Annotated in this window: 24 protein-coding genes and 1 pseudogene; 10 read left to right on the forward strand and 15 right to left on the reverse strand. The window is 51.2% G+C overall.

Going from position 1 to position 26,140, the window contains the following annotated elements:
* Positions 1 to 163: 163 nt before the first annotated feature.
* The 4 genes from EPA93_RS38815 to EPA93_RS38830 form a co-directional block, all read right to left on the reverse strand.
* Complete coding sequence (locus EPA93_RS38815; RefSeq protein WP_129892670.1) at positions 164 to 535, reverse strand: DUF4180 domain-containing protein; 372 nt, start codon at positions 533 to 535, stop codon at positions 164 to 166.
* 102 nt (positions 536 to 637) lie between these two features.
* Positions 638 to 1,372, reverse strand: a complete 735-nt coding sequence (locus tag EPA93_RS38820; protein WP_129892671.1) for a hypothetical protein — start codon at positions 1,370 to 1,372, stop codon at positions 638 to 640.
* A gap of 70 nt (positions 1,373 to 1,442) precedes the next feature.
* Positions 1,443 to 2,537 (reverse strand): NUDIX hydrolase, encoded by a 1,095-nt coding sequence (locus EPA93_RS38825; protein ID WP_165423696.1) that lies wholly within the window; start codon positions 2,535 to 2,537, stop codon positions 1,443 to 1,445.
* Between the two features lie 59 nt (positions 2,538 to 2,596).
* Complete coding sequence (locus EPA93_RS38830) at positions 2,597 to 3,985, reverse strand: hypothetical protein (RefSeq protein ID WP_129892673.1); 1,389 nt, start codon at positions 3,983 to 3,985, stop codon at positions 2,597 to 2,599.
* A gap of 208 nt (positions 3,986 to 4,193) precedes the next feature.
* Here EPA93_RS38830 and EPA93_RS38835 point away from each other — a divergent pair, with 208 nt between their 5' ends.
* From EPA93_RS38835 to EPA93_RS38850, 4 genes are all read left to right on the forward strand, one after another.
* Entirely contained in the window at positions 4,194 to 4,451 is a 258-nt protein-coding gene (locus EPA93_RS38835; RefSeq protein ID WP_129892674.1) for a hypothetical protein, read from the forward strand.
* Positions 4,448 to 4,771 (forward strand): hypothetical protein, encoded by a 324-nt coding sequence (locus EPA93_RS38840; protein WP_129892675.1) that lies wholly within the window; start codon positions 4,448 to 4,450, stop codon positions 4,769 to 4,771. Before EPA93_RS38835 ends, EPA93_RS38840 begins: the two co-directional genes overlap by 4 nt.
* Positions 4,764 to 5,006: a hypothetical protein gene (locus tag EPA93_RS38845; protein WP_129892676.1), complete on the forward strand. Its 243-nt coding sequence runs from the start codon at positions 4,764 to 4,766 to the stop codon at positions 5,004 to 5,006. Before EPA93_RS38840 ends, EPA93_RS38845 begins: the two co-directional genes overlap by 8 nt.
* Positions 5,007 to 5,357: 351 nt before the next feature.
* Positions 5,358 to 5,933, forward strand: coding sequence for an SRPBCC family protein (locus EPA93_RS38850; RefSeq protein WP_129892677.1), 576 nt, complete (start codon positions 5,358 to 5,360; stop codon positions 5,931 to 5,933).
* A 100-nt stretch (positions 5,934 to 6,033) separates the two neighbouring features.
* Here the strand turns inward: EPA93_RS38850 and ilvD are convergent, their stop codons facing one another.
* The 11 genes and pseudogenes from ilvD to EPA93_RS38905 all read right to left on the reverse strand — a co-directional run bounded on the left by ilvD (position 6,034) and on the right by EPA93_RS38905 (position 19,349).
* Positions 6,034 to 7,731: a dihydroxy-acid dehydratase gene (gene ilvD, locus EPA93_RS38855; RefSeq protein ID WP_129892678.1), complete on the reverse strand. Its 1,698-nt coding sequence runs from the start codon at positions 7,729 to 7,731 to the stop codon at positions 6,034 to 6,036.
* A gap of 350 nt (positions 7,732 to 8,081) precedes the next feature.
* On the reverse strand, positions 8,082 to 9,527 hold the full coding sequence (locus EPA93_RS38860) for a tetratricopeptide repeat protein (protein WP_129892679.1): 1,446 nt from the start codon (positions 9,525 to 9,527) through the stop codon (positions 8,082 to 8,084).
* Positions 9,528 to 9,814: 287 nt separating this feature from the next.
* Entirely contained in the window at positions 9,815 to 10,678 is an 864-nt protein-coding gene (locus EPA93_RS38865; protein ID WP_129892680.1) for a fumarylacetoacetate hydrolase family protein, read from the reverse strand.
* Between the two features lie 541 nt (positions 10,679 to 11,219).
* Complete coding sequence (locus EPA93_RS38870; protein WP_242527227.1) at positions 11,220 to 11,855, reverse strand: VIT1/CCC1 transporter family protein; 636 nt, start codon at positions 11,853 to 11,855, stop codon at positions 11,220 to 11,222.
* A gap of 40 nt (positions 11,856 to 11,895) precedes the next feature.
* The gene (locus EPA93_RS38875; protein WP_129892681.1) at positions 11,896 to 12,291 is read right to left on the reverse strand and encodes a Fur family transcriptional regulator; all 396 of its coding nucleotides are present in this window, start codon (positions 12,289 to 12,291) and stop codon (positions 11,896 to 11,898) included.
* Between the two features lie 338 nt (positions 12,292 to 12,629).
* Positions 12,630 to 14,065 (reverse strand): annotated as a pseudogene (locus EPA93_RS38880) (MFS transporter).
* A 222-nt stretch (positions 14,066 to 14,287) separates the two neighbouring features.
* Positions 14,288 to 14,803, reverse strand: a complete 516-nt coding sequence (locus EPA93_RS38890; RefSeq protein ID WP_129892684.1) for a DoxX family protein — start codon at positions 14,801 to 14,803, stop codon at positions 14,288 to 14,290.
* A 311-nt stretch (positions 14,804 to 15,114) separates the two neighbouring features.
* Complete coding sequence (locus tag EPA93_RS50605) at positions 15,115 to 16,335, reverse strand: sulfatase family protein (protein WP_207229317.1); 1,221 nt, start codon at positions 16,333 to 16,335, stop codon at positions 15,115 to 15,117.
* On the reverse strand, positions 16,317 to 16,589 hold the full coding sequence (locus tag EPA93_RS50610; RefSeq protein ID WP_207229318.1) for a sulfatase-like hydrolase/transferase: 273 nt from the start codon (positions 16,587 to 16,589) through the stop codon (positions 16,317 to 16,319). The genes EPA93_RS50605 and EPA93_RS50610 overlap by 19 nt, the downstream gene beginning before the upstream one ends.
* A 115-nt stretch (positions 16,590 to 16,704) precedes the next feature.
* A complete protein-coding gene (locus EPA93_RS38900; RefSeq protein ID WP_165423697.1) occupies positions 16,705 to 17,613 on the reverse strand; it encodes a CPBP family intramembrane glutamic endopeptidase in 909 nt (302 codons plus the stop codon).
* Positions 17,614 to 17,723: 110 nt separating this feature from the next.
* The gene (locus EPA93_RS38905; protein ID WP_129892686.1) at positions 17,724 to 19,349 is read right to left on the reverse strand and encodes a serine hydrolase domain-containing protein; all 1,626 of its coding nucleotides are present in this window, start codon (positions 19,347 to 19,349) and stop codon (positions 17,724 to 17,726) included.
* A 270-nt stretch (positions 19,350 to 19,619) separates the two neighbouring features.
* On the opposite strand from EPA93_RS38905, the gene EPA93_RS38910 reads away from it, so the two are divergent.
* The 6 genes from EPA93_RS38910 (at position 19,620) to EPA93_RS38935 (ending at position 25,970) form a co-directional block, all read left to right on the forward strand.
* Positions 19,620 to 20,363: a sensor domain-containing protein gene (locus EPA93_RS38910; RefSeq protein ID WP_129892687.1), complete on the forward strand. Its 744-nt coding sequence runs from the start codon at positions 19,620 to 19,622 to the stop codon at positions 20,361 to 20,363.
* 77 nt (positions 20,364 to 20,440) lie between these two features.
* On the forward strand, positions 20,441 to 22,597 hold the full coding sequence (locus EPA93_RS38915; protein ID WP_129892688.1) for a sensor histidine kinase: 2,157 nt from the start codon (positions 20,441 to 20,443) through the stop codon (positions 22,595 to 22,597).
* Positions 22,594 to 23,250, forward strand: coding sequence for a response regulator (locus EPA93_RS38920; protein WP_207229319.1), 657 nt, complete (start codon positions 22,594 to 22,596; stop codon positions 23,248 to 23,250). Before EPA93_RS38915 ends, EPA93_RS38920 begins: the two co-directional genes overlap by 4 nt.
* A gap of 157 nt (positions 23,251 to 23,407) precedes the next feature.
* On the forward strand, positions 23,408 to 24,028 hold the full coding sequence (locus EPA93_RS38925; protein WP_207229320.1) for a TenA family protein: 621 nt from the start codon (positions 23,408 to 23,410) through the stop codon (positions 24,026 to 24,028).
* A gap of 456 nt (positions 24,029 to 24,484) precedes the next feature.
* Positions 24,485 to 24,778 (forward strand): 2'-5' RNA ligase family protein, encoded by a 294-nt coding sequence (locus EPA93_RS38930; RefSeq protein WP_129892689.1) that lies wholly within the window; start codon positions 24,485 to 24,487, stop codon positions 24,776 to 24,778.
* A gap of 190 nt (positions 24,779 to 24,968) precedes the next feature.
* The gene (locus tag EPA93_RS38935; RefSeq protein WP_129892690.1) at positions 24,969 to 25,970 is read left to right on the forward strand and encodes an HD domain-containing protein; all 1,002 of its coding nucleotides are present in this window, start codon (positions 24,969 to 24,971) and stop codon (positions 25,968 to 25,970) included.
* The last annotated feature ends 170 nt before the right edge of the window (positions 25,971 to 26,140 follow it).

Genomic DNA, 26,140 nt, shown 5'->3' on the forward strand with positions numbered 1-26,140 from the left:
CGCTCATAGAGCTGTGGATCTGGTTTGGCCAGACCTTCTTCTAAAAGCGGGAAAAACAAGCCTGAATAAATAAATTAGAGCTCAAAAAGCCGGCGAGAGGTTCAGCTGAACTTCTCGCCGGCGCTTGTCTTTATGGCTCTGTCAGCTTGCGGCGGTTAACAAGTTATTGGGGACGACTCAGACGGTCGTTGAGCTCTTCAAGCTCAGGCAGGAACCAGACCTGATCACCCTTGTTGGATTCGTATACGAAGTCTCGGAGCGCGCGACTCTGTTCAACGTATTGCGAGATGTCACCGAGGATCACAAGGGGCAGCCGATAGGTAACGAATTTCTGGATAAACTGACCAGCCAGACCAGTCTTGAGCTTGAAGAAATCCTCTGTAAGCCGTTCTACGGGAATGAGGACCATCTTAGCACCCTCGTACCATGCATCACCTATGAGATCCCGGGCATCACTTTCGCTTTTCAGCTTATCTCCGTCTGGGGCACAGACGAGAACTTGCACATTATGAATAGTTGTAAGCGTGTTAGACATGATGCCCTCCAGATTTAATATTATGCAGAAAGCTGAGCTACTATTGGCTCAGATTTTCTCTCTGGGATCTTAACACACACTTTCCCCTGGGACAACAGTACTTTACCCTTCTTTTATCCATACGCGTAATGGCCCCAGGATAGTGAAGCCGACATGTGTTGCTATCGCGAGGCTTTCATTGTCTTCGTATCCAACAACAGGAAATGAAGGATAGCGGATTGCTATCTGACCGAGCAATCCTTCCCAATACCGTTCTGCCTCTTGTTCTGGAGCAAAAACGTTGGAGAGACCAACGACTTCAGTCGTCTTGTTGGCAATTGCTCCTGCAACGATCTGGTTTGCTTTGTAAGCTGCAATGAAGCAGATATCGGCATCATGTAAGAGAGCAGGCAGAAAAAGACGATTAAGAGGCGAAGCAGCTTGAGACCATGCTTCCTCCCAGCGAAGAAGTTCTCTCTCAGATGTTATTTGTTTCCATTGCAGGTCAGCAGTTTCTTGACGATAAACATCTGTTGGCGCTTCTCGGAAAATCCACTGGGCTTGAAAAAGTTCAGAAAATCCGAAAGGAGTAAGATTCAGGGAGGCAAAACTATCTTTTATGGAAACCGTGAAACCTCTCTTCATTGTGAGAAGATCCGCGAGTTCATTCTGATAAGCGGTGAGGTCAACTATTGGCGAAAGCGTTACCAGGTTGGGGTAATAGATGGGCGTTTGATTCTGGCTGACCCAAAAAGATTCGTGAAACTCTCCCATCACATGGTGAGATCGACAGATGGTATCACACCAGATGGCATTATTATGTACTGCTAATGCTAAAAAGTGATTATTTGCCTCCATTTAAACTCTTTTTCCTTCCTCAGCTGTATCTTGCCAGGTAAATTGGGCTATTTTTCCATGAGGCATAATTTTAACACGTTCGATGCATCTGATTGAATATCAAGAGAGCGAGCGCCGCTTCAGGATCAAAGCGCTGATCTTCGGCTGTCGCGGCTAAGGCTTCTTCCAGCGTAAAGGTGTGGACCTTAATCTCTTCGTAGCGCTCGGCTTCCAGGGGCTCCCACTCTAAATCGCTGGCCAGCAGGATATGTACTTTCTGAGCAATATAGCCGGGATGGCTATGTAGCTCCACAAGTTTTTCAAGCCTACCGGCTTTATAGCCAATCTCCTGGCGTAATTCTTGCTGGGCCTGTTCCTCAAGCGTGACCCTCGGTTCGATTTTCCCGCCAGGAAGCGTCAATTGCCAGGTGCCGGCGCCAAAATCATATTCCTCAATAAGCAGGACAATCAGTTCTTTGCGGCCCTGGCATACAGGCAATATGAGAACGCGCTCTGGTAGCTCAACGGTATCGCGCACGAGCTCCTCACCATCCGGCATTTGCACACGATGTTGCTTTACTGTCAGCGTTTCCCCTTGATATACCGGCTGCGTTGCCGTCACAAACTCTCGCTTTGGAGCCATTTGTGCTGTCTTTGAGCTCGTAGGCGCGAGCTCACCATACTTGCTTACAGTATGGTGCCGCGTATGGATATGCACAAAAGGACGCTTGAGCAGACGTGCGTAACTTGCCATATCGGCAGTTCCCCCTCTTCCCTGAGCAGGAAAGCCATTCCAGGCCAGAATGCTTATATCACTATGCGCGACAATCCAATGCCCGGCCGCCCGGTAAGCATCGCCCGAACAATTCTGGTAGGGAAGTTGATGGATGTTCTGGCAGGCATGCAGCAAACGTTGATATTCCAGCCGCTCCTGGTCAGAAGCATAGTTTGCCTCATATTCCATGCATGGAAGCACGGCTTCAACCGGAATGTTCAGTTCAAGCGCTCCTCTGATGAACAGTTGGTCAGCGCCGAGAGCTAACGCCGAATAGAGCACTATATCCGTGTGAGAGGCTTGAAAGTTCATGAGCAATTGACGAAATTGTTCGGCCACAAAATGCTGTGTCGCTTCGTCCCCTAAATCCTGATGGCCTCCAACGCCAATGTAAAAAGTTCCTGTAGCCATAGATCGCCCTCTTCCTCCAGTTTCTTTTGCCCTGAAAAGACTCATCCCTAAAAAATATGCTATTGCCTATACCACTCAGTAAGCATCTCGCCTAATTCTTTTACATCCCTTGATGCACCATACGAGCTTGCTGCGAGCTTACTCTGTATATCCATGATTGTGGCGATATTTTGCAATGAATGAATATGGCGACAAGCGATGAGCGCCTCCTTGGCTTTCCAGGTAGCTTCGTCATATTCCTTGATACCTAATAATGCTTCTGCCATGACAACATCGATCCAGGCCATGATCCGAGTCTCATCTTTATTATAGGTTCGCTCCAGCAAATTTCTTAGTTGATTGAGCTCTCTAATTGCCTTACCAGAGAGCCCCAGCGTATTCAATGTATTAGCTCTTTGTAATAGATATGCCCCTTTATGTAAATCAGAGCCTATGAGCAATGCGCGCATATAAGGATCATTGATAGGCTCACGCCCTACCAGATCTGCTACCTCGTCAAGCTGGATAAGTGCGTTGGTCAGAAGCACTTTATCATTGCCTTGTTTAAGCACTCCTTGAGCGCGACCAAGCTGAATCATCGTAAAGCCCACAAGTTGAGGATGAAGACTACCAGGTTGTCTATTCTCCTGGTCAAGAATATCCTGAAAATCGTACATCGCGCTCTGCACTTTTTCTCTCTCTACCTGAAATATCCCTTGCCGCATCGTAAATTGTCCCCAGCCCAGTTTGACAACGCCGCGTGCATGTTTGGCAGTTGCTAATAGGTCGGTATCTTCCATCCTTTTCGCCACATGTACCGCCTCATTGACATATTTGTATGCTGATGCATATTGTCTCTTATCTCTATCAATTCTTGAGGCGAGTAGATAATTGCTGATTAAAACTTCCCGGATTTGATAGAGCAAATTCTCTCTGGCCTGTTCCTCAAGACGCATGAGCGCTTGTACGTCTGCCTCAATATCAGGAAGCAAATCATGAGCATTACTTGTTCGATGTAGGTGTAAGGCCATGCGAACATTTTTCTGATAGAGCGCAATATTAGTAGTTATTTTCTCCACAATGTTGGGATGAATTACCGCTGGTGTTACTAAACCGAGCTGCCCGTTCAGTGAGCTCTCTTCAAGGGATGCCAAACCGAGCAGCGCAGGTGGAATACTCAAAAGCTTGGCAATTACACGCCGTCGCGTGATATCCGCTGGAACTGTATTTTGTTTCTCCATATTCAAGATCCAAATCGCTGTCACTTTGCCTGGTTTCCCTGGCTTCCCTTTTTGCTGCTTGCCGAGTTTCGTTAGTGCTTCTCCATAAAGTACTGCAAAAGTTGCTGCACTGATGCCATTCTTTTCACGGAAGTAACGCATCACCTGTCCAGCATTGGGCCACCCATCCTCCTGTGTCTCGAATGGGCCATACTGCCCTCCATGGCCCCAATAAAACAACTCCGGCACCTTTCCCTCCTTGCTACCCATATAACACATATAAAATAAGTATAGATGGCGAATGCCTGCTTGTCTATAGATTTTCATCAATTGATTCAAGTGAGAACTTGAAAAGAGAAAACTGTACTTACACTCTGCCTCTCTATGCGCTAAGCTTGTTTGTAGTACATAACGATCAATTTAAATATGTTTGTTGATAGAGGGGATATGAGAAATCATGAGCGCATTAAACGAAAAGATAGCGACAGCGCAGGCACCCACGATCCCGGAGATCCTGATGGTGATTCGGGAGCTCAACCAGGCGCATCAAGCCTACGCTCTCACGTTGCCTGCTGAACTGCGATTGCAGATTGCGCGCCAGTTCCACACTCACTATCTTTGGCTACTGCGCCAGCGCGTCAACTTTGGCTTTGACCGTGCTCAGCAGGGCTATTTCTTGTATCTCCCAGCCATCAAACAGGAGGATAATCTATGAGCAAGGATGATGAGGTCCCGCGCCAATGTGCTCAGGAGCAGGCGCGTACAGATCCACGCTTCGCAGATGAGCAACGCAGCCAGGTGGCCCAACTGCGCGCCCAGATCGATGCAGAACTGGAAGCTATGCAGCAAGGGCTGGGCGGGCTGGCCTCGGGAACGGCCCGCCATCGCATTATCTCGGCCAAATTGCGCTGCGTCGATCATCTTACCGTACACCTGGCTGGCCATATCGGCGCGGAAGCCGCCACAACGACAAGCTGTCAGGCCTATATGCGCGTCTTCAATGCCGAAGAGCAGGAGGCGTCGCGCGATGAATGAGGAGATGGAACTCGTTCTATGGGCGCTCAATGCGACCTTTCGTCTTGGCAACACCACCCAGGATATTCCCATGATGAAGGGCTCCTTTGCGCTCTTTGATGCCTGCCTTGCCTATTTGAAGCTGCAGCAGGTCACCATCATTTATGCCGAAGAAAAAGACCTTTACGTTTTTGTCGATCCACAGACTGGCGAAGAAGTCTCTTCCCCCATGATCAGGCCCGAGCCGTGTGCATAAGGATGCTGGTTCTAACCCGTCATTATGCTGCGGCAGCAATCTTTGCTTAAGCTCTTTTCTACAGGTCCTGGTCTTACTATCGGCTGGGACCTGCTCGGATCTGCAGCAATAGCCAGGTCGCCTGCCGTAGCGTGAGTTGTACCGAAAGCGATGTTTCCAGCGTGTTAACGATGAGGGTTTCTGGCGAAAAGCTCGGCCTGAGCGCGCGGCTATGCGTCAGGTACGCTAGTACGGGACAAGATGCACATCTTCCCTACTGATGTTATCATAAAGAATATAGAAAGAAATGAGAGTTATATAGCCTGCAAGTAGTAACTGTGGGTTAGACGAATAAGAAATGTGAGGAAAAGTGTGAGCCGTATCCATGTTGAAAGTGAACGCGTTATTCATGCTACACCTGAGAAAGTCTATGAAACCCTGACTGACTATAAAGAGAAACGTCAGCTAATGCTAACCCCAAATTTTCTTGATTATATGGTGGTCAAAGGGGGCAAGGGCGAGGGTACGATTATTAGCTATCGGTTACAGGCGGCCCAGCGTGAGCGCGCGTATCGTATGCAGGTCACGGAGCCTGCAAAGGGAAAGATTATCACCGAAAGCGACAGCAACTCTTCCCTAGTTACAACCTGGAAGTTGTTACCGATGCAGGGAGGACAGAGCACTATTGTGAGCGTGAGCAGCGAGTGGGAAGGCGGTCAGGGCGTTGGTGGCTTCTTCGAGCGGACGTTTGCTCCGCTGGGACTGCGGCGTATTTATGATGATATGCTTGCCCTACTTGCCTCGCTGGTGCAAACCGGTTCGGTAAGCGAAGTTGTCACGGCTGCGGAAATGCAGCCATCGCGGAGCGTGCTTTTGCTGGCCTCTGGCGTTGCACTTGTTGCCGTTGCTGGCATCTACTATATGCAGAAGGCGAAGCGGGCGGCGTAGCGTAAGGCTGCGCAGAGCACTGCAGCAAGATCGTTCTAAAAAAGGCCATCACCCAACATGGACACAGGTGATGGCCTTTTTCTTTGCTTAAGGCTAAGTATTAGCCGGTAACGGCGCCTTCAGAGGCTGAGGCGACCAGCTTAGCATATTTGGCAAGAACGCCCGAGTTGTACTTGAGCTCCGGTGCCTGCCAGTTCTTGAAGCGGCGTGCAATCTCTTCGTCGCTCAGATCAACCGAGAGCTCGTTCTTGTCGGCATCGATGGTAATGACATCGCCGTTCTGCACGATAGCAATAGGACCGCCAACCTGAGCCTCGGGCGCAATATGGCCGACAACCATACCATGCGTGCCGCCCGAGAAGCGCCCATCGGTAATCAGACCTACCGACTCGCCATAGCCCTGTCCAACCAGCGCCGCCGTGACGGCCAGCATTTCGCGCATGCCGGGGCCGCCCTTGGGACCTTCATAGCGAATCACCACGACATCGCCATGCGTGATGCGGTGATTCATGATAGCGTCAAAGGTCTCTTCTTCTGAATTGAAGACCTTGGCCGGGCCGCGATGGCGCGTCTCTTTGAGGCCAGCAATCTTGCAAACTGCGCCCTCAGGCGCCAGGTTACCCTTGAGGATAACCAGAGGACCACTGGGATGCAGCGGCTTATCAAGCGGCATGATAATTTTCTGGTTCTCGGGTAGTCCGGGGACGTGCTCAAGGTTCTCGGCCATAGTCTTTCCGGTGACTGTGAGCGTATCGCCGTGTAAGAAACCTGCATCCAGCAAGATCTTGAGTACCGCCTGCGTACCACCAATGCGATCAAGATCGGCCATTACATAGCGTCCGCCCGGCTTGAGGTCCGCCAGGTGTGGAACTTTGCGTCCAATACGTGTGAAATCATCGATAGTCAGCGGCAAATCCATCTGGCGAGCGATAGCAATCAGGTGCAGAACCGCGTTTGTAGAGCCGCCGAGGGCCATAACCAGCGTGATCGCGTTTTCGAAAGCCTCTTTTGTCATAATCTGGCGGGGCAAGAGCTGGCGCTCAATCAGGCCTACAACCGTCTGACCTGACTCATAGCAATCCAGGGCTTTGCGCGCAGTTACCGCGGGCATAGAAGAACTACCCGGCAGGCTCATACCAAGCGCTTCGATGGCTGAGGCCATCGTGTTGGCCGTGTACATCCCGCCGCAGGAGCCAGCGCCAGGAATCGCGCTGGCCTCAACCTCGCGCAACTCTTCGCGGCTCATTTTGCCCGCGCTATAGGCACCAACCGCCTCAAAAACGCTCACAATATCAACGTCCTGACCGCGGCAGGTGCCGGGGAGGATTGTGCCACCATAGACAAATACGCTAGGAATGTTCAGGCGGGCCAGGGCCATCAAACAGCCGGGCATATTTTTATCGCAGCCGCCGATAGCAATAACGCCATCAAAGCGCTGGGCGCTGCTCACCAACTCAATGGAATCGGCGATAACTTCGCGGCTGGGGAGAGAGAACTTCATACCCTCGGTCCCCATCGAGATACCATCGCTGATAGTAATCGTACCGAAAATCTGGGGAACACCACCGCCAACGCGGACACCCTCTTTGACCTTCTCGGCGAGTCGATTGATATGTGAATTACATGGCGTGATCTCGCTCCAGGTGCTGGCAACACCGACCAATGGCTTATTGAAGTCCTCGTCAGTCAGGCCGACAGCGCGTAGCATGGCGCGATTGGGGGCGCGTATCTCACCTTCGGTAATAGCCCGGCTGCGGCTATTGAGGGCTTGTTGCGGAGATTCATTAGTTTCGGGCATGATGACAACGCTTCCTTTCTTTCTGGAGGGCAACTGCTCTCTTTACACATGTCTGTTGTAAGTTTGCCAACAGCGGCAAATCACGCCCACGTATCTTTGTGGTCGCTGTACATATCTGTAGCAGTAGGCTAGTGGTAAGCCGGTGACCAGGGGACGCGGTTTACATACAACCGCGTCCTTGTGAGTTGGGACCCTGACGAGAATATGAACATCATAGCAAATATGTAATGATACGCAGCCGAAGCGCTAAGGTCAGGGCCGACTTCTGTTTAGTTCCTTGACGTCGTACATCGTTACACAAAAACTGTGTGATTTCAAATTATGTTTTGCCAGAACCTTCCAACGGCTCCCTAGAGACTACTCAATGTTGCACTATTATACACGAGTCGTAGGGAGCTTGAAAGATCTGCCTCAATACTTGCTGTTCCAGCCTCAGATGTCTCAGACTCCGCAAGCCTGAGCAAGGTTTGAGGATAGTCTAAAGGGAAGTCCTCATAGGCGAGGGTATGTAAGGCCGCCTGATAGCATTTGCGGGCCTGGGCTAGATTTTCTTCCCGCTTGCCGGCCAGGCGTTTATGGTGAGTAGTGCCGAGATGAAGTAGCGTTACTGCATATGCCCGTGGAAAGGCATCGGGAGTATAAATTTTGAGTGCACTTTCATAGCAGACGATGGCACAGCGCAGGTCCATATCCTGCGTTAAAGGGCTGGTATCATTCTCGGCAAGGTAATGCTGATAGATGTTGCCAAGTTTAAAATGAATATGCCCCCACTCTCTAGGAAAGTCATGGTAGGTATAGATCAGCAATGCGTCCCTATAGCAGGCCATAGCCTGGCGGGCATTATCCAGGGGCGCGCCAACTCTACGTTGGAGATAGGTATCTCCGCGACTAATCTGTACCATGGCCCACAGAGCTGGGTTTGCCAGACGGCGGGCCAGCTGTAGCGCTGCCTCGAAGCAAGAAAGTGCGTACTCCAGATCTTCCTCTACGGACCCAAGATTGCGCCGCGCGTAAGCATTGCCTAATTGAGTTTGCAGGATGATCCATTGTTCAGGGTAAATATCTCGGCTATAGACCAGAGCTGCTGAAGTATAGCAACGAAGGGCCTGCTCCATTATCTCCGCTTTATTTGTGACTTTCCAGTACTGCAGGTAGGCGTTTCCTAGCTGAAGATGTGTCCTGGCATACTGAAGAGGATAGCGTTCGAGAGTAAATATCGTATGGGCTGTTTTATAGTGGCTGATGGCTTCTTCGAGTGCTTGAATGTGCTCGGTTTGTCCGAGTGGCTGTGGTTCCTGGGTCAGCGTAGAACTCAGGACAATTTGGAATTCGGCAATAACTTCTGGGGCGATATTGATGTCGGTATAGGCGTAAGCGAGAGCTTCACGCAGCAAGGCAAGTTGGGCTTTTTTTGTGCGCTCGGGACGTCGCAGGCGTTCCAGGAACATATGCCGCTCTTCAATATGCTCAAGCTGCGGAGTAAGGGTGGTGGCAAGACCTCCATAAAGATTGATGTAGGACTCTCGAATAGCCTGGGCGGGCTCCCCATCTTTGCCGCGCCGCCTGATATCGCGCAGCAGTGTGAGATGATTATATAATTGCTGCTTCATCTCTGGCTGCTCCTCGACACGTGCCGTAATCAGCCGTTCTAGCTCTCTTTCTGCTTCCAGCTGCATAAGCATAGGATTGGCCTCCAGATAGCGGTATCCTTTACGTTGAGAGTTCATGCTGATGCTGAGCCATAGAACAAGCTGCTGAAACAAGTCGAAGGATAAGAGGTTATGTGTGTCAACCATAGATACATGTTCCTCTTCTAGATGCTGTGAACTACAACCAACAATACTTCCGTGCTGTATCACAATGTGTAAATGTTATGGTATGAGTCCGAAAAGTGAGTGTCCGTTTTCCCCCACCGGGCATCATATAATTCCAGCCTGGGTAATGGAATATCATCTTATTAGCATCGACTTATCACTTTATGCAATTGAACGCTGATATAGAGAGCAATTTGTGGTGAAATAAAAGGTCATTGCCTATATCAACGTTCAAAGGGATGCTGGAGAAACACGTTTTTGCTTCAGATTTAGCTCTGTTTGCCTCGCAGAACCGGATTGCGCAAGGAGCCAAGCTGATCTATGCTGATTTGCACAGTGTCGCCCTGTTGTAGAGTAAATGGACTGTCGGGGACGAGGGCGGTTCCGGTACAGAGGATGGCGCCACATGGGAAATCATCTTCGCGGAAAAGATAGGCTACAAGTTCGTCTAAACGGCGCTTGAGCTCGCTTGTGTTGGTCTGGCCCTGCCAGTGGATCTGTCCTTCGCGCTCGATAGTCATCTGAATGGCGAGCTGGTAGGGATCGGCGATTTCCCAGGCCGGTGTAATGCCAGGTCCAAGCGCGCAGCAGCCAGCGTATACTTTGGCCTGTGGCAAATAGAGTGGATTTTCGCCTTCGATGCTGCGCGAGCTCACGTCATTAGCAATGGTGTAGCCAACGATCTCGCCATAAGCGTTAATAACAAGCGCTAGCTCTGGCTCTGGTACATCCCAGCTTGAATCTGTACGTACTATAATAGGGATCTCGGGTCCGGCTACGCGGCGGGGCGTGGCTTTGAAAAATAGCTCTGGTCGTGGCGCTGAGTAAACCCTTGTATAAATATCTGGCGTCTCGCTCTCTTCTACGCGTGCGCTCATCGAGCGTTTATAGGTGACTCCAGCCGCCCATACTTCAGTATCGCCGTCGATTGGCGCAAGGAGAGCGGGAGCAGACTGCTGCTCAGGACTCAGGGCTTGCACGCTCTCGCAGAGTGAGCGCAGTTCGCCGCTGCGTAAACGGAGCAGATCGCTTAGCGTACTGTATTGGGCTGGAAAGTTTCCGCGAAGCTGGCCCTGTATAAGCAATCCAGGGGTTGCCGTTCCTGTTGACGATCTGTGACGAACAATTTGCATGTGTGACTGCCTTTCAAGACAAAGCTAAACTGAAGTAATACAATACTCGTAGAGAGATTGAAAGCGCCCTGGAAGCCCTATTAGCCCATTGCCTGGCTTTCCTGCAATGCGCCTCTTCGAAATCCCTCCTTGCTCCCTTAGGGCGCTGAGATGAAAAAGCTAAGGTATGCATGCATTATCGCACAGAAGAGCCGGACGGCCAAAAAGGAGCGGGCAGCTAATCAGATTTAGCCTGCCCTTGACGCTTTGATTAGCCTATGCTAATATCTGACTAGAGGGATAGGATATTAATTGGTAAGGTGCAGCCATAGGCACCTCTATTTGAGATAACTGCTCTTTCAGATAGAGAAGGAGATGACCCAATGAGTCTTGTCAGATCCGATTTAGAATGTGCTCTCTGCCACTCGTCACTCTCACAGTGGAGCGCCTGTACGTGTACGCACTGCGGAAAGAAATTGTGCCACCGTCACGCGCACGCCGTACGCCGCCCCCACAGTTATGTGCTTGCATCGCTATGTGCAGATTGCTCTAACCGCTGTGCTTACGCGTTACCAAAGATGAGCGCGGCAATGAAAACAAGCGCGCCTCCGCCAACGACTTGGAGCATAGACAGCCACCAGCTTGTCCCGAAATAGCGGTGACGAATGGCCGCTATGAGTACAAGCTCAAAGGCAACTACGACATAGGCAACAATCAGCGCTAGATGGATGCTGCTGATAAGAAAGGGTAGCGTATGTAGCGCGCCGCCAAAGAAGGTCATAAAGCCAGTGATGGCGCCGCGTACCACTGGTTTCCCTCTTCCAGTCAGCTCCCCATCGTCAGAGAGCGCTTCGGAAAATGCCATACTGATGCCTGCTCCGGTAGCAGAGGCGATGCCGACAAGGAAGGCAGTCATTGGATTGTGGGTAGCAAAAGCTGTGGCAAAGATTGGGGCTAGCGTTGAGACTGAGCCATCCATTAATCCTGCCAATCCTGGCTGTACCACGCGCAGCAAAAAGTCGCGCGATTGCTCGTCTTTAGCATTCATGCCGCGCAGAAGTTCTGCGAGCTGACCTTTTATGGTTGGCGGCGTTTGCTCCTGGGTATCTTCGGCCGCTCTTGCTAGTTTGTCAGTTGCTGATGTTTGATTCTCCACACTGCTGGGGCTGTTTGCCGCCGGGTTCTGTTCGAAAGACATAAAAATTCTCCCCTGAGGAGGTTAATGTAACCTTCTTCTCTTATTTATGCTTTGCCTGGCAGGAAGGACACAGGCCGTAGAGACGAACCTCGTGTGAACTAAGGGTTATGCCACTTGCCTGTGCTGCGGCTTGCAAGATGGCTTCGGAAACCTTAACATCGACAGGTACATCAATGAGCGCTCCGCATACTGTGCAGATCGCATGATCATGACGTGAAATGCGCCCGTCATAGCGGCAACTCTCTTCGCTGGTGTTGATTTCTTTGACGTGCCCTTGCTCAACAAGGTTGTGCAGGATACGATACACCGTTGCCACACCTATACGGGGACGCTGCTCTCGCACTGTCTCGTAGATCTCCAGCGCAGTTGGATGATTGTTCGCGGTACGCACAACTTCGAGTACCGCCTGCGCATTGCTGGTTAGTTTATCTTTCATTTAGGTTACCCTAATAATGATAATCATTCTCATAACTACAAACTAAGTATAGACCATCTTTGTGTTTTATGTCAAGTTTTGGCCCTGAGAACGAGATCATTTCTTTTTCTCTACAAGGTGTCTTAAGCGGCACAGGCTAACCTACACAGTTTTTCAAGGCTTTTTAATAAGAGCCTGGTCGAAGGCAATGCTGCTCAAGCGGGCTCCTGTTCGTGGAGAGAAGAAGTCTCTGACATTGAGAGCAGGCTTTAGCAAGAATTAGCGCGGGAACGATCAGGACCGCACATTGCTATGTGCGGTCAGCTGGAAAAAATACTAAGCGATTGGCAATTCTTGGGCTAGCGGCGGCTATGGCGATGTACAAGCAGCAAGGCCAGAACAGCTATGAGCAGGGCCAGCACCATATCGATAAGGTAGCCAGTGGCGTAACTGGCAACGAGACGTGCGCTCATGCTGCCACTGCTAGTTTGACTGAGGGCTAGCGCTACCGCGACAACGGCGGCGATGCCAACGCCGGAGCCAAGCTGGATGGCTGTGTTCACAACCCCTGATGCCAGGCCCTGGTCGCGCTCTTCAACTCCGGAGGTTGCGCTGATCGTCAGGGCTACGAAGGTGAGCCCTAGACCTAAGCCAGTCAGTGTGAAGCCTGGCATAACATTGATAAGATAGCTACCTCCGGCTGTGACCCCGCTCAAAAGGAAAGCGCTTACACCAAGGATGAGAGCTCCGGCGGCCAGAGTTAAGCCGGCTCCAAAGCGATTCACGAGACGTGAAGCGAGAGCAGAGCCGACCAGAACCAGGGCACTATTCGGCAGAAAAGCGATCCCGGTCGCCAGGGCTGAGAGGCCGAGAACCTGTTGAAGGTAGAGAGTTGTGAAGAATAACTCGGAGGCAATGATTGCGTTGAGCAGGAGCGCCGCAAGATTTGCCCCTGTTACTCCTGGTAAGCGGAAAAGCCGAAAGGCAACCAGCGGCTGGCTCGTCCGCCGCTCAATCACAACGAAAGCAACTAGCAATATTCCCGCTACAGCCAGTAGCCCCAGGAAAAGACCGATAGGGAAACTGGCCTGTTCACTGCTATTGAGGGCGAAAATGAGCAGGCCAAGAGCCAGTGTGATCGTCAAAGCACCGGCCAGATCAAGCTTCTTACCAGTTTCTGATGAACTATCGGCTGGCAAAAGCCCTGGTGCAGCGATGGCCGCACCTAAGCCGATCGGCAGATTGATGAAAAAGATCCACTCCCAGCCAAGAGCTGCCGTGAGGATGCCACCGAGAATCATGCCAGTGGCGCCACCGGCAGCCCCCATAGCTCCCCAGACACCAAGCGCTCGGTTGCGCTCTTCCCCTCGCTGAACAGCGTGGTGAGCAAGGATAAGGCAGCAGGAGAGACCATAGCGCTACCGCAGCCTTGCAGCGCGCGTCCAATCAGAAGTACCAGAGCTGTTGGGGCAAATCCACAGAGTAATGAGGCACACGCAAAGACGAGCAAACCTGCGATAAATAGCCGCCGGCGGCCCCACAGGTCCGCCAGACGGCCTGCCAGGATCAGAAAACCACCAAAGGTCAGGGCATAGAGCGAGATGACATTTTGTAGATCTGCCTCAGTAGTAAAATCAAGACTGGCTTGAATGGAAGGCAGCGCAATATTTACAATTGTGATATCTACAACGATCATGAATTGTGCTGCGCAGAGCAGTGTGAGTGTGGCAAGTCCACTTCGTCTCTTGTTGACAGGTGTTTGCTGACGGAAAGGATTCAGGAGAGTGTGCAGCATGATTTACTCCACTTGCTTTTGTGAAAATGAGATCTGCAGATCTCTACTACCTGATACTAACTGGTCAACGCTAATTGGGGCCACCAGACGCCTGGGATAAGATAAGGCGTCGTTTGCACTTCTAGAGAAGGTATCATAAGGATTTGCAAATGTTCCTCTTCTTTCCGGCACTGCCACTGTACTTTGTCGGGTAGCAGTTTAGCTCCCCTGGCGTTGAGCGAGCTAACGTTTTCCCGATTCAGGAGATGACTGCCGACTGATGATAAGGCCAATACTATCGATGATGAGCGCGGCAAGCACACCAAGGCCAAAGCATTGCAGGACTGGCAGATTGATATGTAAGAGTTGGTCCAGAGAAAAAACCTCTGGACCAATGCATGCTAATACGATAGTGATCGTGAGTATGACCAGCGGGTACTCATATCCACCATTTACGCTCCAAAGTCCCTGCTTCCAGTGAAATTTTGCAACAGCCAGAAACATAGCAGCAAAAATAGCCACCTCGCCGAGGGGAACGAGCAGTCCAAGGGCTGTCAGGAGTCCTCCTAACAATTCGCCCACACCTCCTAAAAGCGCCCAGAATCCTGCTGGTTTGAAGCCTTGGCCCTCCAAAACTTTGGAAAGGCTTGTAAAGCCATCTCCGCCAAACCAGCCGAACAATTTTTGTGCTCCATGGCCAGCCAGTAGCAGGCCAACGGCGAGCCGTAGAAGCAAGAAACCCACTGTAGCTGAACTCATACTATTTGCCTCTTAAAATTTTTCTGAGACTTTTATTGCTATAGTTAAGAATCCTAGCATGAAAGCTTGACGAAGCCATCGGCCAATCAGCCAGTGCTTCCCTGTACCGATGAACAGACTATCCCTGCTTTTATGCATAAAGCCCAGAAAACCTTTAAGTAATTTGCTGTGCTCTCCCTTTGACGAAACTTGTCGCGGCGGACAATAGTATGGAGAGCCTGAGACGAGACTATGCGTCTTTCAGGCCCTGAGTTCCAGGCTGTCAGGATTGGAGTCGGCTTGCTCAAGCTAAAGTAATTTCTAGAGCTTGCTCATTCCGTGGAGGCTGATTGATGGGTCCTGGCTTCCCGCTGGTCCGTTTGAAGTGGAACCACATCACTGGTCTCTTGATAAAAGGTGAGCAGGCGATCTTTGAGCTCGGCCAGGATGGTGGCAAGGGCCGGGTCGCTGATGCGATTGTGGAGTTCTTGCGGATCGGTACGTAAGTCGTAGAGCTCGTCGGATTCATAGAGCCGGCGCACATACTTGAATTCTTTGGTTCGGCACATAGTAGCTTTGGTATGTTCGGCTCCTTCGCGCTGCTGCAGGCTTAAACGTGGCCAGTAGAGGCCGTTGGTATCATGCGCTGATCGGCTCTCTAGCTCCATAGCCTGCTTTTCGCTATGGAGCCGCCCACCTTCACAAAAAGCTGCATCACGGCCTTGCAGGGTCGGATCGCTCAGGAAAGGCAGCAGGGAGCGCCCAAAGTGGGTGTGACCCGGTTCTAGCCCTAACAGATCCTCAATGGTTGCCGGAACGTCGATAAGCTCCGTCAGTTCTTCACAGATATGCGGCTGGACAGGAATAGAGGCAGGTGGCTTGATGATGAGAGGTACCCGCGTCAGGCAGTCAGCAAAGATATTCTGGGCCTTTTCCACGAGTCCATAGTCGCCAGTGAAATCACCGTGATCTGAGAAGAAGAAGATAGCGCTTTCATCGTAGATATTCGCCTCGCGTAAGGTGGCGATGAGCAGGCCAAAGAGATGATCAACGTACGCGCACATACCGTAGTAGGTTGCACGCAGCTCGGCCCAGCGCTCCTCGCTCCAACTTTGCATATGCAGCGCTTCGTAAAGCCCTTTGAGCATAGCTGGCATATTGTGCCAATCTTCTGGGGCAGGAATACGCCCTGGCAGGTTGGCCCGATCTATCATGCTGAACCAGGGGTCGCTTACCTGGTAAGGAGGGTGAGGATTATGGAGGGCCAGGTAGATGCAGAGAGGTTGCCCGGCAGGCGCGTTTAGAATAGCTTGAATCGCGGCCTGCACGCACTCCAGGTCATGCTCGGCTTCCCGCTCTACCTTGCCGATGAAAAACGAGTAGAATGCATCGCTCTCGGGTGTGCCACGCCAATCTTGTTTGGAAGAGGCTTTAGGCGTGGGCAAAAAGCGATAATCGCAGTAGGCTGTAAAGCCGTGCTGGGCCGGTACAACATCGTTCTTGCCGCCCCACCAGACATAGTAGCCCTCATCTTTTAAGGTACGCAGAAGCATGGGCTCGTCTGCTTGCAACATGTGGAACATGGTTCTATGCCCCGCACGTGGGGATACCAGCCAGTAAAGAATGAGCAGCGGCTCGGCGTGCAGACGGGATTCTGGCAATATGTGTTAACAAATGAGACAGCATCGCTTTGGATCAGTGCATCAAGAACAGGGGTAACGGCGGTCGGATTGCCCGCGTGTCCAAGCACATCGCCACGCCACTGGTCGGGATTGAAGATAATGATATGTGGTTGTTTGGAGGCCATAGATTTCTACTTCCTTCTTTTGCAGCTTAGGCTTCTATAATAGTTTATAGGTTGTGCGCAAGATGGGCAGAGGAGATTGCTGTTATTAGGCGCATAAGGGGAGAAAGCTATGGGCTTACCACAAGCTGATCCTCTTCTCCCTTGCATGTGAGAGAAGAAAGGCAGCGGCTACAAGGACGCTTGCGACAAGAATTCCCGATTCACCCGTCCATAGCAGGGTGGCAGGGCCATTTGTGGCACGATCGAACACTGTCTGGATGATGGCATTCCAGGCAGCATGCAAAACGATAGGAGGCCAGATACTCCCCGTTGTCAGGCGCAGCCTGGCCAGGAAAAACGCGATAGATGTCGTAGTGAGCAGAAAGGTGAGCGCAGAAAAAGTCGCTGAAGGAGATGACGGTCCTGTCGCATAGAGGCCTGAGAAGATGAGCGGAAGATGCCAGAGGCCCCAGATCAGCCCGCTCAGCAAAATAGGCTTAGGAACGCGAGCATCAATCAGGCGGGTCAGCATATAGCCGCGCCAGCCGATCTCTTCACCAGCAGCGGTCAGGGTACCAATAATAGTCCCTAATGTCGTTGCCAGCAATAGTCTACACGAAAAATTGAGTAGCGGCGAATGCGCGATGAATGAGAGAGGTTGCAGGATGGCGTCTGAAGAGCCCCCTGTGGGGGAGACAAAGTGAGCCAGCCCCAGGCTCCAGGCTCCTCCATAGGCAATTAACCCTACGGCTGTGGGGAAGAGCAATGCGAACAAAATTGCACGCCACGATCGCCACCCTCCAGGACTAAATGACACGTCAGCAAAGCCCTCACGAAGTACCAGGCGGGTGATGATCGAGGAGAGTCCGGGAATCCACATCAGCAGGGTAACCCAACTGAAGTTGTGGGTGACAATGATAGTCCCTTCGAGCAGAGCAGAGAGCGGGATCAGAAGAGCGAAAAAGAGCAGGAGCCCGCGTCGGGACCGGCTTCTTTGTGCTGTTTCTTCGGTTGAGGAGGCTAGAGCCTCTAAGGCGTTCGTCATCGATGTCATTTCTCCCTGTTTCCTATGATTTCTTTCATTGACTATTTGGACAGCATACTTTACCCTCTGAGTGACAGAAGATGAGAGGCCTCATCCTCTGCCACTGGAGATTATCTGCGACGTAGAGATAGAGTAACTGTGCTCGAAGAGGCTGAAGCGTTGTTTCGCGCAGCCCGGAGCAAAAGCACAGCTCTCACAATCCCAATGAGTAGGGTGAGCAGCGAGAGAAGCAGTAATGCCCAGCCGAGATCTGGAAACATACCTGGAAGATCTAGCCATGATATTCCTCCAAGCACTATTGGGATGCCAAGGAGCAGGAGGAGCGCGAGGCCCACTTCCCAGGTCACCCGCAGGCTCGCCAGAAGCAAGGAGCGCTTGCGGGATAAGGCGCTCTGGAGGCGTTGTCCGAACATGCTAGACCAGCGCCGCAGGCGCCCGGCGGACCAGAGCAGGTAAATGGCCCATACAAAGAGGGTAGAATCCGCATACAAGTAGAAGGATTGTACATTAAGCCCGGGAGCAGTATATGGTTCGGAGCCAGCGAGCAAACGGGTAAGGTTATTCTGCATGTACATGATAGGTTCCTGGGTCGGAAGGCTGGCTTCATTAACGTTCATCAATATTACCGCGCCCAGGTGGTGCTGTGGCTCCATCACTAGAAGTGAAGCATAATTCACTATGGTTCCTAGATGATAGATGGCCGGAACTCCTGCTATGGAGCCATTGAACCAACCAAGACCATAGTTTCCCTTCAGGTCGAGAGCGGCCCCTTCTGGACCAAACGAGGCATGCGGATTTCCTGCATACATGCGCGCGATTCCTTGTGGAGAGAGTATACTAGTGCCCTCATAGCGTCCACCATTCATCTGGGCAACAAGCAGATGTGACAAATCCTCTGCAGTAGAAATTACCATCCCAGCAGGACCAAGGGCGGGTAAATACAAGTTCTGCGTCGATCTGGGGAAGCCAAAGTACCAGGTATATCCTTGTTGCAATCCCTCTTGCTGGGCCTCTTTCAGTGAGAGGGTACTGTGGTTCATATGCAAGGGCGAAAAGATGTGTTGCTTGACATAGGTACCAAACTCTTCGCCAGAGATGGTTTGTACAATCAGGCCCAGAGTTTCATAGTTCGCATTACTATATTCAAAGGTCGTACCTACGGCATGGACAAAGGAACTAGAATGAAAACTGCGTACCCCATCTTCCAGCGACCAGTTGCGCTTGCTTGGATCTGACAACCAATCTTTTCCCCCCAAAGAGCCAGAAATGCCGCTGGTATGATCTAATAAGTTAGCGATAGTGACTCTGCTAGATTGAACAGGGTCGGAGAGACGCCACCAGGGAAGGTAGCGTTGTACAGGGGCGTCCAGTTGCACCTTGCCAGCCTCCACCAGTTGCATGATCGCCAGCGCTGTAATGGGTTTGCTCGATGATGCGATCATAAACGGCGTTTGTGGCGTGACTTTCATCCCCTCGTCATTGGCCTGACCGAAGCCCTTCAGATGCACTACATGATCGTTCTGGATGATGGCTACCTGCACACCAGGGATACGTTTTTCTTGCATTCCGGCGGTGATGAAAGCATCGATCCTGGCAAAATTCGGGGTCGTTACTGACGATGCGGCCAGTACAGGTCTGGCCACCATCATGCTATAGAGTATGGCTAGCAGTACTGTGAGCGCAAAACCGAGAGATTTTCGCTGCCCAGCTAGACATGTTATCTTGCGGATAGACATTTAGAAACCTTTCTTATAGATCTTTTGAGGAATAGCAGAGAAAAAAGTCTGGTTCCTCCACTCGTGGTAGAACTCGCTTCACGGGGATACATTTTCTGTTATGGTCCGCCTCGCGTATTTAGAGAGTAACTGATGGAGTGTCCCGGCGTCATGATGCCGCTGTCCCGACATATAAGGGACATTGATCTCCTGACAACGGGATACACGAGTTGGTAAGCTGTATGCATAAAGACAAAGAAGATCTCTTGTTGACTACCAAAGGATAGGCTAATGGTAAAAATCTATAATTCCGAGCGAGCAGTACCTTTTATTGGGAAGATCAGTTTCCTGGTGCTTTCCTGCCCTCTCGGCTTGTTTTACTTCTTGACAATTTTTACTGGCTTCACGCTCAGCATCGCGACGCTAGTCATAGGGGTTGGCTTCCCTCTACTCGAAAGGACATGTGCTGTCGTGCATGCCCTCGCCAACTGGGAGCGTCAACTGATAGCAAGCACCTTGCGGCTATATCTTCCCAAAGGCGAAGACTCTTATTTAGAGCAGACATGGCGGCAGCGCTTGCGTAGCTTCCTCTCTGCATCCCTCACATGGAAAAGATGTTTCTACTTCCTGCTCAAAGTCCCTCTAGGGCTTCTCTCTTTTTGTCTGATATTGCCACTGTTTTTTGCATCTGCAGTTTGCGTGCTAACGCCACTGTTCTACCTGGTGGGTACATATTTCCTGGCTAGCCCCCTTTCGGCAGGAGCCCCGGCCATTATTTTCAAACTGGGAGGTATTATTCAACTCACCACTTCCTTTAATGGTACAATGTTTGCTAGATCGTTGGCGGTAATGGGTGCAGGATTTGTAGGCTCTTTACTTACCTATCTGCTGGTCAACGGCCTGGTGGCTCTCTCCGAGAGGCTAGCCAGGGCTTTGTTGACTGTGGGCCAGAAAAAGTCAGGGTGCGAGGAACAACATGGCTCTCACCTGGATGCTGTGCCTGCTAGCACTCTGTCTCAAAAAAGCATATGGTAGGAACGAGAAGCGTCTTCGTAGCCCGGTGGAAGTGATGCAAAGAGGAGAAGTCTTGGATAGTGAGAAAGCGGGAGCATATGAATAGGGAACGTCAGACTGAAGGAGAGAATGCAGAAACTACCAGTTTGCCATCTGAACGCGTGGAAAGTCAGGGCCAGGTGCGCAGTAGCTGGCTCCTGCTTGCACGGATTATCTGGACGATTATCACGCTGCTCTCGCTGTTACAGTTTGTGGTGTTACTCCCAGCTATATTCAAGCTCTACTGGCAAGTTTGTCAGCACCAATGCGCATTAACAGAAACCAGGCCAGGAGTCTGGGGGATATCCCCAACGTTTTACGCGAGCTACCATCTTGTCTTTCTAAGCGTGCTGATGGTCGTTTGCAGCACCATCGGTATTCTGCTCTTCTGGCAGACAAGGGGAAAACAATCAGTCGATTTTATGGCCTTTCTGGCTTCGCTGATGATGGTCACTATCGGACCTTCGATTGTTCTCAACATCGTCTATCTCCAATGGCCGCCTACACAACTGGATGCTGCGACCATGCTGGGGTTCGGCCTGCTCTCCTGTGGCAATATCCTGCTCATCCTCTTCCTTTTTCTCTTTCCCAATGGCCGTTTTGCGCCAGGCTGGATGATCGTACCTGTCAGCATACTGATCAGCGCCCTTCTCTTCTGCAACCTCTTTCTGCGCGTCGCTCAAACTTTGGGGGTGAGGTTGCCAGCCTATGTGCTGACTGTTGCTCTCGTGATATTCACCTTAATGACGGTAGGTGCCTTTGCCCTCAGTGTGGCCTCGCAAGTCTATAAATATCGCCGGATCTCTACCGCGGCGCAACAGCAACAAACAAAGTGGATTGTTCTTGGGATTGTTGTGCTCTTTGTGGCTTTCATTGTGCAGCAGTTCTTCAACTGGGTGTTGCCTTCGAACGCTCTGACTACGCTCCTCTATATGACCATCGCCTATTGTGCCTACCTCTGTTTGCCGCTCTCTATCGGACTGGCACTGCTGCGCTATCAGCTCTGGAACGTCACCATCTTGATAAATCGAGCACTGGTCTATGGTGTTCTAACAGCTCTGGTGATCGGCTGGTATGTGCTCGTTGTTGGTGGTCTGGGCACACTTTTGCAGGCCTCGGGCAATCCACTCATTTCGTTACTTGCTATTGGGATGATTGCTCTGCTCATTCACCCGTTGCGCATCCGTTTGCAACAAGCTGTCAACCGTCTGCTCTATGGAGAGCGCGATGATCCCTATACAGTGCTCTCGCGGCTAGGGCAGCGTCTAGAAATGGCGATGGCAGCGGAAGCGCTGCTACCAACCATTGCTGAGACAGTTGCAGGAACCTTTAAGATTCCATATGCGGCCGTCACGTTGAAGCAGGGGGAACAGTTTAGCGTGGTAGCAGCTTATGGGCAACCCACTCAGGACCTCTTGCATTTTCCCCTGAAGCACCAGACAGAGGTAGTAGGTGAACTGATCCTTGCTCCGCGCTCACCTGGCGAACCCTTTACTACAGCTGACAAACGGCTCTTAGCGGACCTGGAGCGGCAGGCGGGGGCAACTGCGCACTCAGTCATTCTGGCAAGAGCCTTGCAGCGCTCACGTGAACGTCTGGTAACGGCACGCGAGGAGGAGAGAAGGCGTATACGCCGCGACCTACATGATGGGCTGGGACCTGTGCTAGGGAGCCAGATGCTCAAGTTGGACGCTCTACGTCAGCTGATGCAACGCGATTTGGTAAGAGCCGAATCTCTGCTGGTAGACCTCAAGCAACAAACGCAATTGTCCATTGCTGAGATTCGTCGGCTGGTTTATGATCTGCGCCCACAGTCGCTGGATGAGCTCGGACTTATCTTCGCCTTACAGGAGCAGGCAGCATACTATGAGCGGAGTGGGGTGAAGATAATCTTCGAGATAGCCCAACCGCTTCCACTACTCTCTGCCGCTCAGGAAGTGGCCATCTATCGCATCATACAGGAAGCGCTTACTAATGTAGTGCGTCATGCGCAAGCACAAAATTGTACAGTGCGGCTCACCTGGGAAGATACGCTCTCAATTGAGATCTGTGACGATGGACGCGGCTTGCCAGAACAGCGAAGATCGGGCATCGGCCTCTCCTCGATGTTCGAGCGAGCTTCTGAATTGGGTGGTATCTGTACCATTGAGATGAGAACGACTGGTGGCACCTGCGTACATGTCTGTATTCCCTTACTGAAGGAGGACATACCATGAGGCCCATACGTTTGCTCATCGCGGATGACCATCCTGTTTTCCGTGATGGTTTGCGTATCTTGCTGGATCTATTGCCAGAGATTGAAATTGTGGGGGAAGCAACAAATGGGAAAGAAGTAGTAATCAAAGCGAGCGAATGCGGGCCTGATGTGATTCTGATGGATATTGGCTTGCCAGGCATCAATGGCATCGAGGCTACACGACAGATCCTACGCTCGAATCCCGGGATAAGTATCCTGATTGTGACTATGTACGAAGACGATGACTCGATATTCGCTGCTATGCGAGCTGGAGCACGCGGGTATGTACTCAAAGGTGCCGACCAGGATGATATCTTGCTGGCGGTTCGGGCTGTGAGCAGCGGCGGAGTCATCTTTAGCCCGACGATTGCTCACCGGGCTCTGGCCTTTTTTGCAACGTTCACGCGAACAAGGGCGCAAGTGTTTCCCGAACTGACCGAACGCGAACGCGAGGTGTTAGAGTTGATCGCCCGGGGCGACAACAACACGATTATTGCAGAGCAACTGATCATTAGCCCCAAGACGGTACGCAATCTAGTATCCAGTATCTTTAGCAAATTACAGGTTGCCAGCCGGGCAGAGGCCATTGTACGCGCGCGTGAGGCGGGGTTAGGCCAGCAAGAGCTCGATTAAATCTCTTGTCAGTTCCACTCGCTGAAGACTGAAAGCTCTTTATTCCTACTTTAGATATTTCAGAGAGCTAGGGATACGTCGCGTAATTTACTATAGAGTATACTAAAAATATTGTATTATAGGTGTAGGAAAAAGAAATGTAGCGAAAAGGAAGAATATGATACAACCTTTACAGTTGATTGAACGGCATGCAGCAGAGTGGCATGCTGCAACCCATCATTCCTTCTTACAGGCTGTGAGCAATGGCTCGCTGGCCCCGCAAGCGTTTTCTGCCTGGCTGGTTCAGGATTATCACTTCGCTCAGGGAGAGCTAGCTTTTCAGGCGCGTCTTCTGGCCCAGGCCCCTCGCTCAGATCAGGCGCTTATCATAAACGGTCTTATTGCGATGAATGCGGAACTGAGCTGGTTTGAGTCCAAGGCTGACGAGTTTCAGCTTTCCTTGCACGATCCCGCGCTTCCCGTGACTGTGGCCTACGGAGAGTTTATGCACGGTCTTGAGCATGCCGCGTATCCTGTCGCGCTTATGTCCATGTGGGCGATAGAGTACGCATATTTGGAGGCCTGGAAGACTGCTCTTCCCGGAAGTCCAAAATACCGTGAGTTCGTGGAGCGCTGGACCAATCCGGCTTTTCAGACTTTTGTGGGTGAGCTTGAACAGGCTGCGGCGGCCGCCTTGAGCAGTTTTGAAGCTGATAAAGAGGTGGATGCGGCTTTTCTTGATATTGCCCGGCTTGAGCGCGAATTCTGGGATATGGCTTGGTCTCAGGCTTTACACTAAGCAGTTGGCGAACGTTAGTTCGCCAGCCTGGCTATCTCCGATGCTTACCCTTGTTATTCCACATAGTCTCAGTAACGGATATACCTCAGCTTTTATTCTGCTCGTGGGCGACAAGAAAAATTAGCACATGAGTTAGTCAGGTATGCTAAAATGGTTTTATGGTAAAAGTGCTTTTGTAGCGTGAGGATAATTTAGGAGCCCTGGTTTGATGTATGGAGTAGTTTCTCTCTTTGACAGGCATACGACAGAAGCTATTAAAAGCCTGTGGGCAGAACTGGCTGTCGATTTTGGCCTTCGCCGGATCGCTGAGGTGCTGCCCTATCCGCATGTGTCCTATCAAGTCGCAAGCCGTTATGATGAGCCGCAACTCATAAGGTTGTTAGAGAAGGTAGCGCAACAGACCAGGCCATTTACGATTCAGGCCACTGGTCTCGCCTTTTTACGGGCAGCCATCCGGTGCTTTATATACCTGTCGTACGCACGGGAGAGCTATCTTGCTTTCATCAAGAGCTCTGGTCGGCGATCTCGTGTGCCGCGCAAGAGATTATGCCGTACTATGAACCGGAGATCTGGGTGCCTCATATTACGCTTGCCGAGCACGATATTGAGGCGGAGAAACTGTCTCGCCTCATGGCTCGACTCTTCACGCGCGAATTGCACTGGAAGATTACTATCGACAATTTGGCGCTCATTCAGGATACCGGAACGCAGCAGGTGTTGGGCTCTCAAGTTTACTTTCAGCAGCCCTGAAACCCATAAGAGTGCTTATTAGGGTCGTTTTGCTTTGCTGGCGCGCGTCAGCAATCGCGTTCCACACTTTGAAAAGCGCTGAGCGCCGCTACTCTAAGCTTGTTCCACGGTCATGTTTGAATATTTCTGCCGCGCCAGGGCTCTGCTTTGGGCAATCGTAGAGCAGTAAACAAAAGGAGCTGATCCGTTTATGGCTAACTGGATCGTAGAAGATCAGATCTATGGCGAGATTGAGATTATAGAACCGGTGCTGCTCGATTTGCTCTCGACTGAGGCCTTGCAGCGCTTGCGAAATATCCATCAGGCTGGCGCGCTCTACCTGGTCCGACCTGGCAAGCATACCTCGCGTTATGAGCATTCAGTTGGTGTGATGCTCCTGGTTCGACGACTTGGCGGAAGTGTAGAAGAACAAATCGCTGCCCTGATCCACGACGTTTCGCATACAGCCTTTTCCCATGTAATTGATCGCGTATTTGAGAATAGCGCCGAAGACTATCATGAGCATCATTTTGCTCAGCTTGTTCAGCAATCAGCTATACCCGCGATTGTGGAGCGCTATGGTTTCTCCCTGACTCGTCTCCTTGATACTGAACGCTGGTCGTTGTTGGAGCAGCCCTTACCCGATCTCTGTGCGGATCGCCTTGACTATACCCTGCGTGATTTGTCCCAGGCTGGCCTGGTAGAGCGCGAGGAGATAGCACAATTTCTGGCAGCCCTGAGCGTTTCACAAGGCAGGATTGTGCTTACCGATATGCAGGCTGGGACCTGGTTTATCAAGGCCTATACCAGGCTACTTTTTGAGGTCTTCGCCAATCCGCTCACCCTCTATGCCAATGAACTGCTGGCCCAGATCATCAGCTCTGCTTACAGACGCGGTATTCTCAGCGAACGCGATTTCTTCCTTGATGATGAGCAGCTTTTATCCCGTTTACGCCGTGGAGGCGATCCCGAGATTGTTGCCAGTTTAGCCGTACTCAATCCAGAACTTCGGGCCGTTAATGACCCTGACAACTTCGAATTCCATGTTCCGCTGAAGTTTCGTTCGGTTGACCCTCTTATTCTGTCAGAACATGGCGGCCTTCAGCACTGCTCGGAGCTCTCTTCAAGTGTCAAAGAGTCTCTAGGGAAGCTGAAGCAGCAATTTCAGAGAGCGGGCTTTGTCAGAAGAGTAAATACTGCTGTTAGCAAGTGAGTCTGCCTTCGGCGCTTAAAAAGCATTAAGAACGATGGGGCTATGCCTATTCTTCCTCTTTTCGTGTTAGATAAAAGATGGATGTTAGATTACCTTGCCGGAAGCATGCCTCATGTGCGGCTCACGGGCGGGTGAGCCACAACAATAAGAGCAGTAAGAGTGTCGTAGTA

Origin of the sequence: Ktedonosporobacter rubrisoli (assembly GCF_004208415.1) — a bacterium.
GTDB classification, from domain to species: Bacteria; Chloroflexota; Ktedonobacteria; order Ktedonobacterales; family Ktedonobacteraceae; genus Ktedonosporobacter; species Ktedonosporobacter rubrisoli.

What these genes read in the sequence shown, in the direction of transcription:
- EPA93_RS38815 (WP_129892670.1), bottom strand. Translation starts at nt 535, where the DNA reads ATGTCTAACACGCTTACAACTATTCATAATGTGCAAGTTCTCGTCTGT.
- EPA93_RS38820 (WP_129892671.1), bottom strand. Translation starts at nt 1,372, where the DNA reads ATGGAGGCAAATAATCACTTTTTAGCATTAGCAGTACATAATAATGCC.
- EPA93_RS38825 (WP_165423696.1), bottom strand. Translation starts at nt 2,537, where the DNA reads ATGGCTACAGGAACTTTTTACATTGGCGTTGGAGGCCATCAGGATTTA.
- EPA93_RS38835 (WP_129892674.1), top strand. Translation starts at nt 4,194, where the DNA reads ATGAGCGCATTAAACGAAAAGATAGCGACAGCGCAGGCACCCACGATC.
- EPA93_RS38840 (WP_129892675.1), top strand. Translation starts at nt 4,448, where the DNA reads ATGAGCAAGGATGATGAGGTCCCGCGCCAATGTGCTCAGGAGCAGGCG.
- EPA93_RS38845 (WP_129892676.1), top strand. Translation starts at nt 4,764, where the DNA reads ATGAATGAGGAGATGGAACTCGTTCTATGGGCGCTCAATGCGACCTTT.
- ilvD (WP_129892678.1), bottom strand. Translation starts at nt 7,731, where the DNA reads ATGCCCGAAACTAATGAATCTCCGCAACAAGCCCTCAATAGCCGCAGC.
- EPA93_RS38860 (WP_129892679.1), bottom strand. Translation starts at nt 9,527, where the DNA reads ATGGTTGACACACATAACCTCTTATCCTTCGACTTGTTTCAGCAGCTT.
- EPA93_RS38865 (WP_129892680.1), bottom strand. Translation starts at nt 10,678, where the DNA reads ATGCAAATTGTTCGTCACAGATCGTCAACAGGAACGGCAACCCCTGGA.
- EPA93_RS38870 (WP_242527227.1), bottom strand. Translation starts at nt 11,855, where the DNA reads ATGTCTTTCGAACAGAACCCGGCGGCAAACAGCCCCAGCAGTGTGGAG.
- EPA93_RS38875 (WP_129892681.1), bottom strand. Translation starts at nt 12,291, where the DNA reads ATGAAAGATAAACTAACCAGCAATGCGCAGGCGGTACTCGAAGTTGTG.
- EPA93_RS38890 (WP_129892684.1), bottom strand. Translation starts at nt 14,803, where the DNA reads ATGAGTTCAGCTACAGTGGGTTTCTTGCTTCTACGGCTCGCCGTTGGC.
- EPA93_RS50605 (WP_207229317.1), bottom strand. Translation starts at nt 16,335, where the DNA reads ATGCTTCTGCGTACCTTAAAAGATGAGGGCTACTATGTCTGGTGGGGC.
- EPA93_RS50610 (WP_207229318.1), bottom strand. Translation starts at nt 16,589, where the DNA reads ATGGCCTCCAAACAACCACATATCATTATCTTCAATCCCGACCAGTGG.
- EPA93_RS38900 (WP_165423697.1), bottom strand. Translation starts at nt 17,613, where the DNA reads ATGACGAACGCCTTAGAGGCTCTAGCCTCCTCAACCGAAGAAACAGCA.
- EPA93_RS38905 (WP_129892686.1), bottom strand. Translation starts at nt 19,349, where the DNA reads ATGTCTATCCGCAAGATAACATGTCTAGCTGGGCAGCGAAAATCTCTC.
- EPA93_RS38910 (WP_129892687.1), top strand. Translation starts at nt 19,620, where the DNA reads ATGGTAAAAATCTATAATTCCGAGCGAGCAGTACCTTTTATTGGGAAG.
- EPA93_RS38915 (WP_129892688.1), top strand. Translation starts at nt 20,441, where the DNA reads ATGAATAGGGAACGTCAGACTGAAGGAGAGAATGCAGAAACTACCAGT.
- EPA93_RS38920 (WP_207229319.1), top strand. Translation starts at nt 22,594, where the DNA reads ATGAGGCCCATACGTTTGCTCATCGCGGATGACCATCCTGTTTTCCGT.
- EPA93_RS38925 (WP_207229320.1), top strand. Translation starts at nt 23,408, where the DNA reads ATGATACAACCTTTACAGTTGATTGAACGGCATGCAGCAGAGTGGCAT.
- EPA93_RS38935 (WP_129892690.1), top strand. Translation starts at nt 24,969, where the DNA reads ATGGCTAACTGGATCGTAGAAGATCAGATCTATGGCGAGATTGAGATT.